Genomic DNA, 14,043 nt, shown 5'->3' with positions numbered 1-14,043 from the left:
CTAATCAGGACGCCTACTAGATCGAAAGGGCATATGAATATGCCCACCCGTTTGGGCGCCTACCCCTTGTAGGAGTGAGCCTGCTCGCGATAGCGGTGTATCAGTCACCGCTATGTTGAATGTGACAAAGCTATCGCGAGCAGGCTCACTCCTACAGGGGAAATGCGCTGGATTTCAGATCGGGTTCGGGCAGTCGATGAAGATGTGTTCAAGGGCAAAACGCTTCGCCAGATAATCGCCCAGCGCCTGCACGCCATAGCGCTCGGTGGCATGATGGCCGGCGGCGATAAAGCTGATGTCGTTTTCCCGAGCGCTGTGGAAGGTCTGCTCGGAGGCTTCACCGCTGAGGAACAGATCAACACCCGCCGCTACGCCCTGGTCGATATAGCCCTGCCCGCCACCGGTGCACCAGCCGACCCGGCGGATCATCGCACTGCCTTCGACCAGCAGCGGTTCGCGGCCCATGACCTCTTGAACCTTGCGCGCGAAATCACGCGGGGTCATCGGCTCATTCAACGAGCCGACCAGCCCGACAATCTTCGGATTGTCCGGGTCCAGCGGCCCTTCGACGGTAATATCGAGCTGACGCGCCAGTTGCACGTTGTTGCCGACTTCCGGGTGCAGGTCCAGCGGCAGGTGATAGGCGAGCAGACTGATGTCGTGCTTGAGCAGCGTCTTCAGGCGCCGCTGCTTCATGCCGGTGATGCACGGGTTCTCGCCCTTCCAGAAATAGCCGTGATGCACCAGCACCAGATCGGCCTCGGCTTCCACCGCGGCATCGAGCAAAGCCTGACTCGCGGTGACGCCGCTGACGATACGCATCACCTGCGGACGGCCTTCGACCTGCAGGCCGTTGGGGCAGTAATCGGCGATTTTCGCACTGCCGAGGTAACGGTCGGCTTCTTCGACCAGGGTGCTGAGGGCGACGGCCATGAAAGACTCCTAAATATCCCGTTCAGAGGCACGCGCGGCCTCGTATAATGCGCGACATTATGGGCGGTCTGACCCCGCCTGCAACTTTTCCAGGACGTGCTTAATGCTCAAGGCGCTGCGTTTTTTCGGCTGGCCGCTGTTGGCCGGTGTGCTTATCGCTCTGTTGATTATTCAACGTTACCCGCAGTGGGTCGGGCTACCCAGCCTCGACGTCAACCTGCAACAGGCCCCGCAAACCACCAGCGTGCAGCAGGGGCCGGTGTCCTATGCGGACGCAGTGGTCATCGCCGCACCGTCGGTGGTCAACCTCTACACCACCAAGGTCATCGCCAAACCGGCGCATCCGCTGTTTGAAGATCCGCAGTTCCGGCGTTTCTTCGGTGACAACTCGCCGAAGCAGAAACGCATGGAATCGAGCCTCGGCTCCGGCGTGATCATGAGCCCGGAAGGCTACATTCTGACCAACAACCACGTGACCACCGGCGCCGACCAGATCGTGGTGGCGCTCAAGGACGGTCGTGAAACCCTCGCCCGCGTCATCGGCAGCGACCCGGAAACCGACCTCGCGGTACTGAAGATCGACTTGAAAAACCTGCCGGCAATCACCGTCGGCCGCTCCGACAGCATTCGCATCGGCGACGTCGCGCTGGCCATCGGCAACCCGTTCGGCGTCGGCCAGACCGTGACCATGGGCATCATCAGCGCCACCGGGCGCAACCAGCTGGGCCTGAACAACTACGAAGACTTCATCCAGACCGACGCGGCGATCAACCCGGGCAACTCCGGCGGCGCACTGGTCGATGCCAACGGCAACCTCACCGGGATCAACACCGCGATCTTCTCCAAGTCCGGCGGCTCGCAGGGCATCGGTTTTGCGATCCCGGTGAAACTGGCGATGGAAGTGATGAAGTCGATCATCGAGCACGGTCAGGTGATTCGTGGCTGGCTCGGTATTGAAGTGCAGCCGCTGACCCAGGAACTGGCCGAGTCGTTTGGCCTGTCCGGGCGTCCGGGAATTGTCGTGGCGGGGATCTTCCGCGATGGCCCGGCACAGAAGGCCGGCCTGCAACTGGGTGACGTAATTCTGAGTATCGACGGCGAACCGGCCGGTGATGGCCGCAAGTCAATGAACCAGGTGGCGCGGATCAAGCCGACCGACAAGGTGACCATCCAGGTCATGCGCAACGGCAAGGAACTGAAGCTGACCGCTGAAATCGGCCTGCGTCCGCCGCCGGCGCCGGTCAAAGAAGAAGAGTAAGCGCCTTCCCAAAACAATGTAGGAGTGAGCCTGCTCGCGATGGCGCCGGGTCAGTCAGCATAAATGTTGAATGTCCGTCCGCTATCGCGAGCAGGCTCACTCCTACAGGGGGCAGCGCTGTATCAAAGGTCGCCGAGGCCGTCGATCAGCGCCTGGTTCTGCTCCGGCGTACCGATCGAAATCCGCAGGAACTGGGCAATCCGCTCCTGCTTGAAGTGACGCACGATCACACCCTGCTCGCGCAGTTTGGCTGCCAGCCCTGCTGCATCGTGTTGCGGGTGACGGGCGAAGATGAAGTTCGCCGCCGACGGCAGCACTTCAAAGCCTTTGGCCTGCAACTGCGCGATCACCCACTCACGACTCTCGATCACCAGACGGCAGGTCTTGTCGAAATACTCGCGATCCTCAAACGCCGCCGCCGCACCGACAATCGCCAGGCGATCCAGCGGATAGGAGTTGAAGCTGTTCTTGATCCGCTCCAGCGCTTCGATCAGATCCGGATGACCCACCGCCAGACCGACGCGCAGCCCGGCCAGCGAGCGCGACTTGGACAGGGTCTGGGTCACCAGCAGATTCGGATAACGATCCACCAGGCTGATCGCGGTTTCGCCGCCGAAGTCGATGTACGCCTCATCCACGACCACCACCGAATCCGGACTGGCCTGGAGAATCTGCTCGACCGCTTCCAGTGCCAGCAGGCAACCGGTCGGTGCGTTCGGATTGGGGAAAATGATCCCGCCGTTCGGTTTGGCGTAGTCGGCCGGGTTGATCTGGAACTGCGCGTCCAGCGGCACGGCATCGAACTGGATGCCGTACAGACCGCAATACACCGGATAGAAGCTGTAGCTGATGTCCGGGAACAGCAGCGGCTGCTCGTGTTGCAGCAGACCGTGGAAGATGTGCGCCAGCACTTCGTCCGAACCGTTGCCGAGGAACACCTGATTGCTCTGCACGCCGTAGTAGTGGGCGACAGCGGTTTTCAGCAGATCGCTGTTCGGATCCGGGTACAGGCGCAGGTTGTCGTTGAGCTCGGTCTGCATCGCTGCCAGTGCTTTGGGCGACGGGCCGTAGGGGTTTTCGTTGGTATTGAGCTTGACCAGTTTGGTCAGCTTCGGCTGTTCGCCCGGCACATACGGCACCAGATCCTTGACGAACGGGCTCCAGAATTTACTCATGTTCACTCCCCCTGCCCTTGCAGCAAGTCTGCATCTTTGATGCGGTATTCGGCGCTGCGTGCGTGTGCACTGAGAGATTCGCCGCGCGCCAGCACCGAAGCGGTCTTGCCCAGCTCGGAAGCGCCGGCCTCGGAGCAGAAGATGATCGACGAACGTTTCTGGAAGTCGTACACACCCAGCGGCGAGGAGAAACGCGCGGTGCCGGAGGTAGGCAGCACGTGGTTCGGACCGGCGCAGTAGTCGCCCAGCGCCTCGGAGGTGTGGCGGCCCATGAAGATCGCGCCGGCGTGACGGATCTGCGGCAGCCACGCTTGCGGGTCGGCGACCGACAGCTCCAGGTGTTCCGGGGCGATGCGGTTGGCGACTTCGATGGCTTGCGCCATGTCACGCACGTGGATCAGCGCACCACGGCCATTGATCGAGGTTTCGATGATGGTCGCGCGATCCATGGTCGGCAGCAGTTTGTCGATGCTGGCGGCGACCTTGTCGAGGAACTCGGCGTCGGGGCTGACCAGAATCGCCTGGGCGTCTTCATCGTGCTCGGCCTGGGAGAACAGGTCCATGGCGATCCAGTCCGGATCGGTCTGGCCATCGCAGACCACGAGAATTTCCGACGGGCCGGCGATCATGTCGATGCCGACCTGACCGAACACGTGACGCTTGGCGGTAGCGACATAGATGTTGCCCGGGCCGACGACCTTGTCCACCTGTGGCACGCTTTCGGTGCCGTAAGCCAACGCGGCAACCGCTTGCGCGCCGCCGATGGTGAACACCCGGTCAACGCCGGCAATGCAAGCCGCCGCCAGCACCAGTTCATTGATTTCACCGCGCGGTGTCGGCACGACCATGACCACTTCGGTCACGCCGGCGACCTTGGCCGGAATCGCGTTCATCAACACCGAAGACGGGTACGACGCCTTGCCGCCCGGTACATACAGGCCAGCGCGATCCAGCGGCGTGACCTTCTGCCCGAGCACGGTGCCGTCGGCCTCGGTGTAGCTCCAGGAATCCTGTTTCTGTTTTTCGTGATAGCTGCGCACCCGCGCCGCGGCTTTTTCCAGCGCCTCGCGCTGTGCCACGGTGATGCGAGTCAGGGCCAGTTCCAGACGCTCGCGCGGCAGGATCAGGTCGGCCATCGACGCCACTTCGAGGCCGTCGAACTTCTGGGTGAACTCGACCAGCGCCGCGTCACCGCGCTCGCGCACAGCCTTGATGATGTCCAGCACGCGCTGATTGACCGAGTCGTCAGACACACTTTCCCAGCTCAGCAGATGATCCAGATGATGCGCGAAATCCGGGTCAGCAGCGTTGAGTCGGCGAATTGCAGTCGGTGCGGTCATAGCGAGAGCCTCATAGGAATGGCAAAAACTCAGGCGCCCTAACTTAGCAGTCGTTTCCGCTTGGGCACCTGAGATTCTGGCTATGAGGCGGATAGACGGGCGCGACTCAAGGTCGCGCAGGTACATCAGCCGCGGTGTCGCGATTCCACTGCCTTGCGCAGGGTATCGATCAACGCCTGGATTCGGGCGTGTTGCATCTTCATCGAAGCCTTGTTGACCACCAGGCGCGAGCTGATCGTGGCGATCAGTTCCTGAGGTTCCAGGCCATTGGCACGCAGAGTGTTGCCGGTGTCGACCACGTCGATGATCTTGTCGGCCAGGCCGATCAGCGGCGCCAGTTCCATCGAGCCGTAGAGCTTGATGATGTCGACCTGACGGCCCTGCTCGGCGTAGTAACGCTTGGCGACGTTGACGAACTTGGTCGCCACGCGCAGACGGCCCTTGGGCTCGGCCGCGCCGATCTTGCCGGCGGTCATCAGCTTGCACTGGGCAATCTGCAGATCCAGCGGCTCGTACAGGCCCTGGCCGGTGTATTCCATCAACACGTCTTTACCGGCGACGCCGAGATCGGCCGCGCCATGCTCGACATAGGTCGGCACGTCGGTGGCACGCACGATCAACAGACGTACGTCATCCTGAGTGGTGGGGATGATCAGCTTGCGGCTCTTGTCCGGATTCTCGGTCGGCACGATGCCCGCTTCAGCGAGAAGCGGCAGGGTGTCGTCAAGGATGCGGCCCTTGGACAGTGCGATGGTCAACATGGGAAACGTCAGTCCTTATCAAGGTACTCATGTCCGGTCGCAATCGGCGCCGGACACACATCGAGCCGGATACCGGCTCGACTCGAAACGAATTCAGTGGACACTTCCCTGTGCCCAGTGCAGCTACTAGCCCGGAACGCGACGGATCTTGGCGCCCAGCATCTGCAGTTTTTCTTCGATGCACTCGTAACCACGGTCGATGTGGTAGATGCGGTCGATCAGGGTGTCGCCTTCGGCCACCAGTGCCGAGATCACCAGGCTGGCCGAAGCACGCAGGTCGGTGGCCATCACTGGCGCGCCCTTCAGGACTTCAGTACCGGTGACGATCGCAGTGTTGCCTTCGACCTGGATCTTGGCGCCCATGCGGTGCAGTTCGTAAACGTGCATGAAACGGTTTTCGAAGATCGTCTCGATCACTGCGCCTGTGCCTTCGGCAATGGCATTGAGCGAGATGAACTGTGCCTGCATGTCGGTCGGGAACGCCGGGTACGGCGCGGTGCGCACGTTGACCGCTTTCGGGCGCTTGCCGTGCATGTTCAGCTCGATCCAGTCTTCACCGCTGGTGACTTCAGCGCCGGCTTCACGGAGCTTTTCCAGAACGGCTTCGAGGATGGTCGGATCGGTGTCCTTGACCTTCACGCGGCCACCGGTGACCGCAGCGGCCACCAGGTAGGTGCCGGTTTCGATACGGTCAGGCATGACCTTGTAGAAGCACGAACCCAGACGCTCGACGCCATCGATGGTGATGGTGTCGGTGCCGGCGCCGGAAACCTTGGCGCCCATGGCGTTGAGGAAGTTCGCCAGGTCAACCACTTCAGGCTCGCGCGCGGCGTTCTGCAGGACGCTGCGGCCCTTGGCCAGGGCAGCTGCCATCATGATGTTTTCGGTACCGGTCACACTGACGGTATCGAAGAAGAAGCTGGCGCCGCGCAGGCCGCCTTCAGGCGCCTTGGCCTTGATGTAGCCGCCTTCGACGTCGATCACCGCGCCCATGGCTTCGAGGCCACGGATGTGCAGGTCGACCGGACGCGAACCGATGGCGCAACCGCCAGGCAGGGCGACTTCGGCTTCGCCGAAACGCGCAACCATCGGGCCCAGTACCAGGATCGAGGCACGCATGGTTTTCACCAGTTCGTACGGTGCGATCAGGGTCTTGATGGTGCGTGGATCGATTTCGACGCTGAGTTTCTCGTCGATCACAGGCTCGATGCCCATGCGACCGAACAGCTCGATCATGGTGGTGATGTCGTGCAGGTGCGGCAGGTTGCCAACGGTCACCGGGCCATCGCACAGCAGGGTGGCAGCCAGAATCGGCAGGGCGGAGTTCTTCGCCCCGGAGATACGGATTTCGCCATCAAGACGAACGCCACCGGTAATAATCAATTTATCCATAAGAATCTCGACGCCCTTGGGCTCAGGTGCGCTCGGCCCAGGCCGCGCGGCTGAAAAATTTCATAGTGACCGCATGGATGCTGCCATCGGCGATCCACGGGTTCAAATGGGCATAGATGCTCTGCTGACGCTTGACCGGGCTTAACGCCGCCAGTTCATCGCTAATCACGTTCAGCTGAAAGTTGCAGCCTTCGCCTTCAACTTCCACCTGCGTTCCTGGCAGCTTCCCTTCAAGGAAGCTCTTCACTTCTACGGCCTGCATGCTCAACCTCAATCGGCGCCCTGTGCGCACGGGTCGGACATCATACAAAAAAGCCCCGCGCCTGCGAACCCCGCATTGGCAGGACTCTGACGGGGGGCTTTTTTATCGATGCGGGTTCAGGGGTGCGCCAGCAACTCGGTCAGCTCACTGACCTGAGCGATTTCGCGCATGTCTTCCGGCATCGCGCGGATGCTGACAACCTTGCCGGCCGCCTGGGCATCGCGCATGAAGCACAGCAGCAGGGACAAGCCGACGCTGCTGGACTTCTTCACTGCCGAGCAATCGATGACCAGCGACGTCGCCTTGCTGGACTTGATCAGCGCCTGGCCTTCCTTGCGCAGGTCGGGACCTGTGCGGTAATCCAGTACTCCACTGAGCAATAGCTCGTCGACGTCACTCATACGTATTGCCGCCTCACTCATTGCGCTGGCTTCGCGGCAGCTTTGTCGGTTTCTTCCTTGGCCTTGGCCACTTCACCGGCCCAACCATTGATGGTCTTGTCCAGGTCGTTGCCATTGCGCTGCATCGCATCGGCGAACTGGTCACGGAACAGCTTGCCAATGTTGATGCCGTTGATGATCACGTTGCGCAGTTTCCACTCGCCGTTGATCTTCTCCAGCGTGTATTGAACTGGATAGATCGCGCCGTTGTTGCCCTTGACGGTCATGCCGACGCTGGTGCGATCGCCGGACTCATCCTTGGCAGGATCTACGGTAATGCCCTGGTTGTTGTACTCGAGCAAAGCGTTGCCATAGAACTGGAACAGCCCGCGCTTGAAGTTTTCCTGGAACGTCTGCATCTGCGCAGGCGTTGCCTTGCGCGAATACTTGACGGTCATGATGCTCTTGGAAATGCCCTCGGCATCCACCACGGGACCGACAATGGTGTTCAGCGCCGTGTAGAAGTCCTGCGGATCCTTCTTGTACTTCTCTTTATTGGCCGACAGGTCGGCCAGCATCCGGTTCGTGGTGTCCTGAACCAGATCGTGCGCCGACTGTCCAGGCGCAGCGTTAGCCAGCAGTGGCAGTGTCGCGAGCAACACCAACAGGCCACGTCGCAAGGTAGAGATCATTCAAAAGCTCCTCATTTGGCGTCTTTGCTAACGGTATTGAGCAGGAATTTACCGATCAGGTCTTCCAGTACCAGAGACGACTGCGTGTCGTGGATGGTTCCACCATCCTTCAGACGGGTGTCTTCCCCGCCCACGCTGATACCGATGTACTTCTCGCCCAACAGGCCAGCGGTCAGGATAGACGCTGTGGAGTCGGTCGGCAGGTTGTCGACCTTTTTATCCACTTGCAGGGTTACCCGCCCGGTGAAGCTGTCGCGATCCAGATCGATGGCCGTGACCTTGCCGATGGTCACACCGGCCATGGTCACTTTGGCTCTGACCGTCAAACCGGCGATATTGTCGAAGTAGGCATACAGTTTATAGGTGTCGGTGGTCGAAGTCGGAGACAGGCCACTGACCCGCAGGGCAAGCAGCAACAAGGCCAGGATCCCTGCCAGCAGGAACAGGCCGACACCGATTTCCAGGGTGCGGTTTTGCATCAGAAATCTCCAAACATCAAAGCGGTCAGAATAAAGTCCAGGCCCAGTACCGCCAGCGAGGCGAATACCACGGTCTTGGTGGTGGCGCGACTGATGCCCTCGGAAGTGGGCTCACAGTCATAGCCTTGGAATACGGCGATCCAGGTCACGACGAAGGCGAAAACGATACTTTTGATGACGCCGTTGAGCACATCGCTGGTGAAGTTCACGCTGTTCTGCATGTTCGCCCAGTAGGAACCTTCATACACGCCAAGCCAGTCGACAGCCACCCACGAACCGCCCCAGATCCCCACCACGCTGAAAATCATCGCCAGCACCGGCAGGGAAATGAAACCGGCCCACAGACGCGGGGCAATAATGTATTTGAGCGGATCGACACCGATCATTTCCAGGCTGGAAAGCTGCTCGGTGGACTTCATGTTGCCAATTTCCGCGGTCAGCGCCGAACCGGCACGCCCGGCAAACAGCAAGGCCGTCACCACCGGACCCAGTTCACGCAGCAACGTCAGGGCCACCATCTGCCCCACCGCCTGCTCCGAACCGTAGCTCGACAGAATACTGAAGCCCTGCAGCGCCAGCACCATGCCGATGAAAATCCCGGACACGACGATGATCACCAGCGACATCACGCCAACCGAATGCAGCTGCTTGACCAACAGGCCAAAACCGCCGCTGATGCCGCCACGACCCAGCAGGGCGTGGAACAGGAACAGGGTCGCACGACCAAACACCGCAACGGCGTCGATCGCCGCCTCGCCGAAACGGCGTACGCGTTCTATTAATGAAATTCTGCGCATCAGCGCTTCCCCAGAAGATCTGCGCGGTAATCCGTCGCTGGAAAATGATACGGCACCGGGCCATCGGGGTTGCCGGTCATGAACTGGCGAATACGCGGCTCATCCGAATTCATCAACTCGTCCGGCGTGCCCTGCCCCAGCACCTGACCATCACCCACTACATAGATGTAGTCAGCGATGCTCGCGGTTTCGGCCAGATCGTGGGAGACCACGATACTGGTGATCCCCAGCGCATCGTTGAGCAGACGGATCAGGCGTACCAGCACGCCCATGGCGATCGGGTCCTGACCGACGAAAGGCTCGTCGTACATGAGAATCTGCGGATCGAGCGCAATTGCCCGGGCGAGCGCCACGCGACGCTTCATACCGCCGGACAGTTCGTCGGGCATCAGCTCGATGGCGCCGCGCAGACCGACCGCCTGCAATTTGAGCAGAACGATGTCGCGGATCATTTCATCCGGCAATTGGGTATGAACGCGCAGGGGGAAAGCGACGTTCTCGAAGACATCGAGATCGGTAAACAGCGCGCCGCTCTGAAACAGCACGCCCATGTGCTTGCGCGCATCGAACAGATCACTGCGCGACAGCGTCGGCAGGTTCTGGCCGTTGACCCAGACTTCGCCGCTGGAAGGACGCAACTGTGCACCCATCAAGCGCAACAAAGTGGTCTTGCCGCACCCGGAAGGTCCCATGATGCCGGTAACCTTGCCACGCGGGATGCGAATATCGACGTTATTGAAAATGCTGCGCGCACCGCGCTTGAAGGAGACTCCCTTCAGCTCGACCGCGTAGGCGTTATCGGCACTCATCTAAACTCCTTGCGATGCAGCCTCTCACTCGGACGCCTGGCTTTCCGCAGAAAGCACATACCTCCCGGGCAGGCCGAACTGGCGGCGAACTATATCACTGCAAAGGCCAAGCGCCCAAGGCCCATGCCCCCCTGTGTTCAGCGATATGACAGGCGCGGCCGCGCTTTTTCAGGGTTTTGGTTACGAGGAATGACAAAGCACAACGAACTTGCGTGAGGCTTTTCAACATAACCGCTATAATCGCCGCCTTTTCATCGGGCTATACGATTTCTGACATGAGCCAATCCAGCGACCTGATTCAATCGGCACAACGCACCATCCGCCTCGAAGTGGAAGCCGTACAAGGCTTGTTGCCCCATATCGACGCCGATTTCGTACGCGCTTGCGAGATGATTCTGGCCAGCAAAGGCCGTGTGGTCGTGGTCGGCATGGGCAAATCCGGGCACGTCGGCAACAAGATTGCCGCGACCCTGGCCAGCACCGGCACCCCGGCATTTTTCGTCCACCCCGCCGAAGCCAGTCATGGCGACATGGGCATGATCACCCGTGACGACGTGATTCTCGCCCTCTCCAACTCCGGCTCGACCAACGAAATCGTCACCTTGCTGCCCCTGATCAAGCGCCTGGGTATCCAGTTGATCAGCCTGACCGGCAATCCGCAGTCGCCGTTGGCCAAGGCCGCCGAAGTCAATCTCAATGTTCACGTCGAGCACGAAGCCTGCCCGCTGAACCTGGCGCCGACTTCCTCGACCACCGCAGCGCTGGTCATGGGCGATGCCCTGGCCGTGGCGCTGCTGGAAGCGCGTGGTTTCACCGCCGAAGATTTTGCTTTTTCCCACCCGGGCGGTGCCCTGGGTCGACGCCTGCTGCTGAAAGTGGAAAACGTCATGCACGCCGGGCAAGAGCTGCCGCAAGTGCAACGCGGCACCCTGCTCAAGGACGCGCTCATGGAAATGACCCGCAAGGGTCTGGGCATGACCGTCATCCTTGAAGCCGATGGCAAGCTGGCCGGGATCTTCACCGACGGCGACCTGCGCCGCACCCTGGATCGCAGCATCGACATCCGCAGCGCCACCATCGACCAGGTCATGACCGCACACGGCAAGACCGCACGGCCCGAGATGCTCGCCGCCGAAGCGCTGAAAATCATGGAAGACCACCGAATCAACGCACTGGTGGTCGTGGACGAAGAAGATCGCCCGATTGGCGCCTTCAACCTCTCCGATCTGCTGCGTGCAGGAGTGATGTAATGACAAGCGATCTGCTGCAACGCGGCAAAGCGATCAAACTGGCAGTGTTCGACGTCGACGGCGTCCTCACCGACGGGCGCCTGTACTTCCTTGAAGACGGCAGCGAATTCAAGACGTTCAACACCCTCGACGGCCAAGGCATCAAGATGCTGATGAATGCCGGTGTCGAGACGGCCATCATCAGTGGCCGCAAGACGCCGGTGGTTGAGCGCCGGGCGAAGAACCTCGGCATCCCGCATCTGTTTCAGGGCCGCGAAGACAAATTGGTGGTTCTGGACGGTCTTCTGCAGCAACTGGGCCTAAGCTATGAACAGGTCGCCTACCTCGGTGACGACTTGCCTGACCTGCCGGTGATCCGCCGCGTAGGCCTGGGCATGGCCGTCGCCAATGCTGCCGATTTCGTGCGCGAACACGCCCATGGCGTCACTCGGGCCCGTGGTGGCGAAGGTGCCGCCCGCGAATTCTGCGAATTGATCCTGCGCGCCCAGGGCCGCCTCGATGCGGCCAACGCCGCGTACCTGTGAGCCAAATCATGTTTAGCAAAAAATTTCGCAACTTCCTGCTGTTCGGCTGTATCGCTGCCATGTTTGCAGCGGTCGGCTACTGGAATATCAGTCCGGAACGCTTCCTCGACAAGCCTGCAGCCAAGGCCGAAGACACAGCCATCGACTGGTACGCCACCAATACACACACCTTTCAGTACCTCCCGGACGGCAAGCTGCAATACGAGATGACGTCGGACAAGGCCGAGCACCTGAAAGCGACGGATGTGACGCTTGTCACCAAACCCGACCTGAACATGTTCCGCGGCACCGAGTTTCCGTGGCACGTGACCAGCGAGCGCGGTGAAGTGAATTCAGGCGGCACCGAGGTCGAACTGATCGATTCCGTACGCGTCAAGCGTACTGACGAAAAGAACCGCGACACCTTGATCACCAGCACACGCATGACAGTGTTCCCGCAGCAGCAATATGCGCAGACCGCGCAACCCGTTAGAATCGACGGCGCTGGGGGTGTATCGACTGGCGTGGGAATGAAGGCGTATTTGAAGGAAAGCAGGATACACCTGCTATCTAACGTAAGAGGACAGTATGAGGCTCGTTAAAACCCTCCCTATTTTGCTCAGTCTGGGCGCAGCACTGGGAAGCGTGAGCGCCTGGGCTCTGCCGAACGATCAAGAGCAGCCCATTCGCATTCAGGCCGACGATGCCCAGATGGACGACAAGAATGGCGTTGCCACCTATAAAGGTGACGTGATCATTACCCAAGGCTCGATGAAGGTGACCGGTAATACCGTGACCCTGACTCGCACCCCGACCGGCGAAATCGACGTAGTGACCTCGGTGGGCAACCTCGCCTACTTCGAGCAACTGCAGACTGCCGGCGACAAAAAACCTGTGCAGGGCTGGGGCGTGACCATCCAGTATCACGCGCAGCAGAATCGCGTCGTGCTGATCGACAAGGCCAAGGTTGTCGACAAGGACAACAACACCACTCAGGGCGAAAAAATCGTCTATGACACGGTGAAAAAACTGGCCAGCGCCGGCCGCGCTACCGGCAGTAAAGTCACCGAGGCGCGTCCGCGCATCGACATGGTGATCCAGCCGAAGCCGAAAAACGACGAGAAAAAGGCCCAGTAATGGCAACTCTGAAAGCTCAACACCTGGCCAAGGCCTATAAAAGCCGCCAGGTTGTGCGCGACGTCAGCCTGTCGATCGACAGTGGCCAGATCGTTGGCCTGCTCGGCCCGAACGGCGCCGGCAAGACGACCTGCTTCTATATGATCGTCGGCCTGGTGCAGGCCGATCAGGGCCGCGTGTTGATCGATGATCTGGACGTCAGCCATCAGCCGATGCACGGCCGCGCCAAGGCCGGTATCGGCTATCTGCCGCAAGAAGCGTCGATCTTCCGCAAACTGTCGGTGGCCGATAACATCATGGCCATCCTCGAAACCCGCGCGGAACTCGACAAGGCCGGTCGTCGCAAGGAACTGGAAAGCCTGCTGCAGGAATTCCACATCAGCCACATCCGCGACAACCTCGGCATGAGCCTGTCCGGTGGTGAACGCCGCCGGGTGGAAATCGCTCGCGCACTGGCGACCGCACCGAAATTCATCCTGCTCGACGAACCGTTCGCCGGTGTCGACCCGATCTCGGTTGGCGACATCAAGCAGATCATCCACCACCTCAAGGCCAAGGGCATCGGTGTTCTGATCACCGACCACAACGTGCGTGAGACCCTGGATATCTGCGAAACCGCCTACATCGTCAACGACGGTCAACTGATCGCCGAAGGCGATGCTGCGACCATCCTTGCCAACGATCTGGTGAAGGAAGTGTATCTGGGCCACGAGTTCCGCCTGTAAGCACCAAGGCACTTGGCCAGCCTCCGGGTGCTGTATCGATGAAGCAGGCTTTTATACGCTTTTATTGTTACAGCGCTCTAGGCAAACACGACAGTTTCAGGCATATAATTTGCTTAAGTTTGGCGCTTCGGCGCCCTGTAGTGGATGGCG

At 60.3% G+C, this 14,043-nt stretch carries 17 protein-coding genes; 6 read left to right on the top strand and 11 right to left on the bottom strand.

The annotated features are described in order from the left end of the window. Positions 1 to 174 precede the first annotated feature (174 nt). Positions 175 to 933: a Nif3-like dinuclear metal center hexameric protein gene (locus ACVHNU_RS00965; RefSeq protein ID WP_473018817.1), complete on the bottom strand. Its 759-nt coding sequence runs from the start codon at positions 931 to 933 to the stop codon at positions 175 to 177. 103 nt (positions 934 to 1,036) lie between these two features. Between ACVHNU_RS00965 and algW the strand changes: the two genes are divergently transcribed. Further along, a complete protein-coding gene (gene algW, locus ACVHNU_RS00960) occupies positions 1,037 to 2,191 on the top strand; it encodes a Do family serine endopeptidase AlgW (protein WP_045122296.1) in 1,155 nt (384 codons plus the stop codon). A gap of 122 nt (positions 2,192 to 2,313) precedes the next feature. On the opposite strand, the gene hisC is transcribed toward algW, so the two are convergent. The 10 genes from hisC to ACVHNU_RS00910 all read right to left on the bottom strand — a co-directional run bounded on the left by hisC (position 2,314) and on the right by ACVHNU_RS00910 (position 10,278). Then, on the bottom strand, positions 2,314 to 3,366 hold the full coding sequence (hisC, locus tag ACVHNU_RS00955) for a histidinol-phosphate transaminase (RefSeq protein ID WP_103485947.1): 1,053 nt from the start codon (positions 3,364 to 3,366) through the stop codon (positions 2,314 to 2,316). A gap of 2 nt (positions 3,367 to 3,368) precedes the next feature. Further along, positions 3,369 to 4,706, bottom strand: a complete 1,338-nt coding sequence (hisD, locus tag ACVHNU_RS00950; protein WP_473018816.1) for a histidinol dehydrogenase — start codon at positions 4,704 to 4,706, stop codon at positions 3,369 to 3,371. 125 nt (positions 4,707 to 4,831) lie between these two features. Beyond that, on the bottom strand, positions 4,832 to 5,467 hold the full coding sequence (hisG, locus tag ACVHNU_RS00945) for an ATP phosphoribosyltransferase (RefSeq protein ID WP_003221711.1): 636 nt from the start codon (positions 5,465 to 5,467) through the stop codon (positions 4,832 to 4,834). 126 nt (positions 5,468 to 5,593) lie between these two features. Next, a complete protein-coding gene (gene murA / locus ACVHNU_RS00940; protein WP_045122295.1) occupies positions 5,594 to 6,859 on the bottom strand; it encodes a UDP-N-acetylglucosamine 1-carboxyvinyltransferase in 1,266 nt (421 codons plus the stop codon). Positions 6,860 to 6,881: 22 nt separating this feature from the next. Then, positions 6,882 to 7,121: a BolA family protein gene (locus tag ACVHNU_RS00935; protein WP_003221710.1), complete on the bottom strand. Its 240-nt coding sequence runs from the start codon at positions 7,119 to 7,121 to the stop codon at positions 6,882 to 6,884. Positions 7,122 to 7,237: 116 nt separating this feature from the next. Further along, positions 7,238 to 7,543 carry an STAS domain-containing protein gene (locus tag ACVHNU_RS00930; RefSeq protein WP_003221709.1) on the bottom strand — a complete coding sequence of 102 codons (306 nt, stop codon included), beginning with the start codon at positions 7,541 to 7,543 and terminating at the stop codon, positions 7,238 to 7,240. Next, positions 7,540 to 8,193 (bottom strand): MlaC/ttg2D family ABC transporter substrate-binding protein, encoded by a 654-nt coding sequence (locus ACVHNU_RS00925; RefSeq protein WP_003221707.1) that lies wholly within the window; start codon positions 8,191 to 8,193, stop codon positions 7,540 to 7,542. Before ACVHNU_RS00925 ends, ACVHNU_RS00930 begins: the two co-directional genes overlap by 4 nt. Before the next feature lie 11 nt (positions 8,194 to 8,204). Next, positions 8,205 to 8,672 carry an outer membrane lipid asymmetry maintenance protein MlaD gene (gene mlaD / locus ACVHNU_RS00920; protein ID WP_007967220.1) on the bottom strand — a complete coding sequence of 156 codons (468 nt, stop codon included), beginning with the start codon at positions 8,670 to 8,672 and terminating at the stop codon, positions 8,205 to 8,207. Then, positions 8,672 to 9,469, bottom strand: a complete 798-nt coding sequence (mlaE, locus tag ACVHNU_RS00915) for a lipid asymmetry maintenance ABC transporter permease subunit MlaE (RefSeq protein WP_003221704.1) — start codon at positions 9,467 to 9,469, stop codon at positions 8,672 to 8,674. The genes mlaD and mlaE overlap by 1 nt, the downstream gene beginning before the upstream one ends. Then, on the bottom strand, positions 9,469 to 10,278 hold the full coding sequence (locus tag ACVHNU_RS00910; RefSeq protein ID WP_003221703.1) for an ATP-binding cassette domain-containing protein: 810 nt from the start codon (positions 10,276 to 10,278) through the stop codon (positions 9,469 to 9,471). Before ACVHNU_RS00910 ends, mlaE begins: the two co-directional genes overlap by 1 nt. Positions 10,279 to 10,553: 275 nt before the next feature. Between ACVHNU_RS00910 and ACVHNU_RS00905 the strand changes: the two genes are divergently transcribed. Genes ACVHNU_RS00905 through lptB form a run of 5 tightly spaced genes read left to right on the top strand, consistent with a single transcriptional unit; the run spans position 10,554 to position 13,893 of the window. Further along, positions 10,554 to 11,528, top strand: a complete 975-nt coding sequence (locus tag ACVHNU_RS00905) for a KpsF/GutQ family sugar-phosphate isomerase (RefSeq protein WP_103520210.1) — start codon at positions 10,554 to 10,556, stop codon at positions 11,526 to 11,528. After that, positions 11,528 to 12,052, top strand: coding sequence for a KdsC family phosphatase (locus tag ACVHNU_RS00900; protein WP_003221699.1), 525 nt, complete (start codon positions 11,528 to 11,530; stop codon positions 12,050 to 12,052). The genes ACVHNU_RS00905 and ACVHNU_RS00900 overlap by 1 nt, the downstream gene beginning before the upstream one ends. An 8-nt stretch (positions 12,053 to 12,060) precedes the next feature. After that, positions 12,061 to 12,633 (top strand): LPS export ABC transporter periplasmic protein LptC, encoded by a 573-nt coding sequence (gene lptC / locus ACVHNU_RS00895; RefSeq protein ID WP_103485944.1) that lies wholly within the window; start codon positions 12,061 to 12,063, stop codon positions 12,631 to 12,633. Further along, entirely contained in the window at positions 12,620 to 13,168 is a 549-nt protein-coding gene (gene lptA, locus ACVHNU_RS00890; protein ID WP_473018815.1) for a lipopolysaccharide transport periplasmic protein LptA, read from the top strand. The genes lptC and lptA overlap by 14 nt, the downstream gene beginning before the upstream one ends. Beyond that, positions 13,168 to 13,893, top strand: a complete 726-nt coding sequence (gene lptB / locus ACVHNU_RS00885) for an LPS export ABC transporter ATP-binding protein (protein WP_003221693.1) — start codon at positions 13,168 to 13,170, stop codon at positions 13,891 to 13,893. The genes lptA and lptB overlap by 1 nt, the downstream gene beginning before the upstream one ends. Positions 13,894 to 14,043 lie beyond the last annotated feature (150 nt).

The organism is Pseudomonas sp. Ors-4-3C (assembly GCF_055755035.1).
This window is presented reverse-complemented; position numbering and strand designations above follow the sequence as displayed.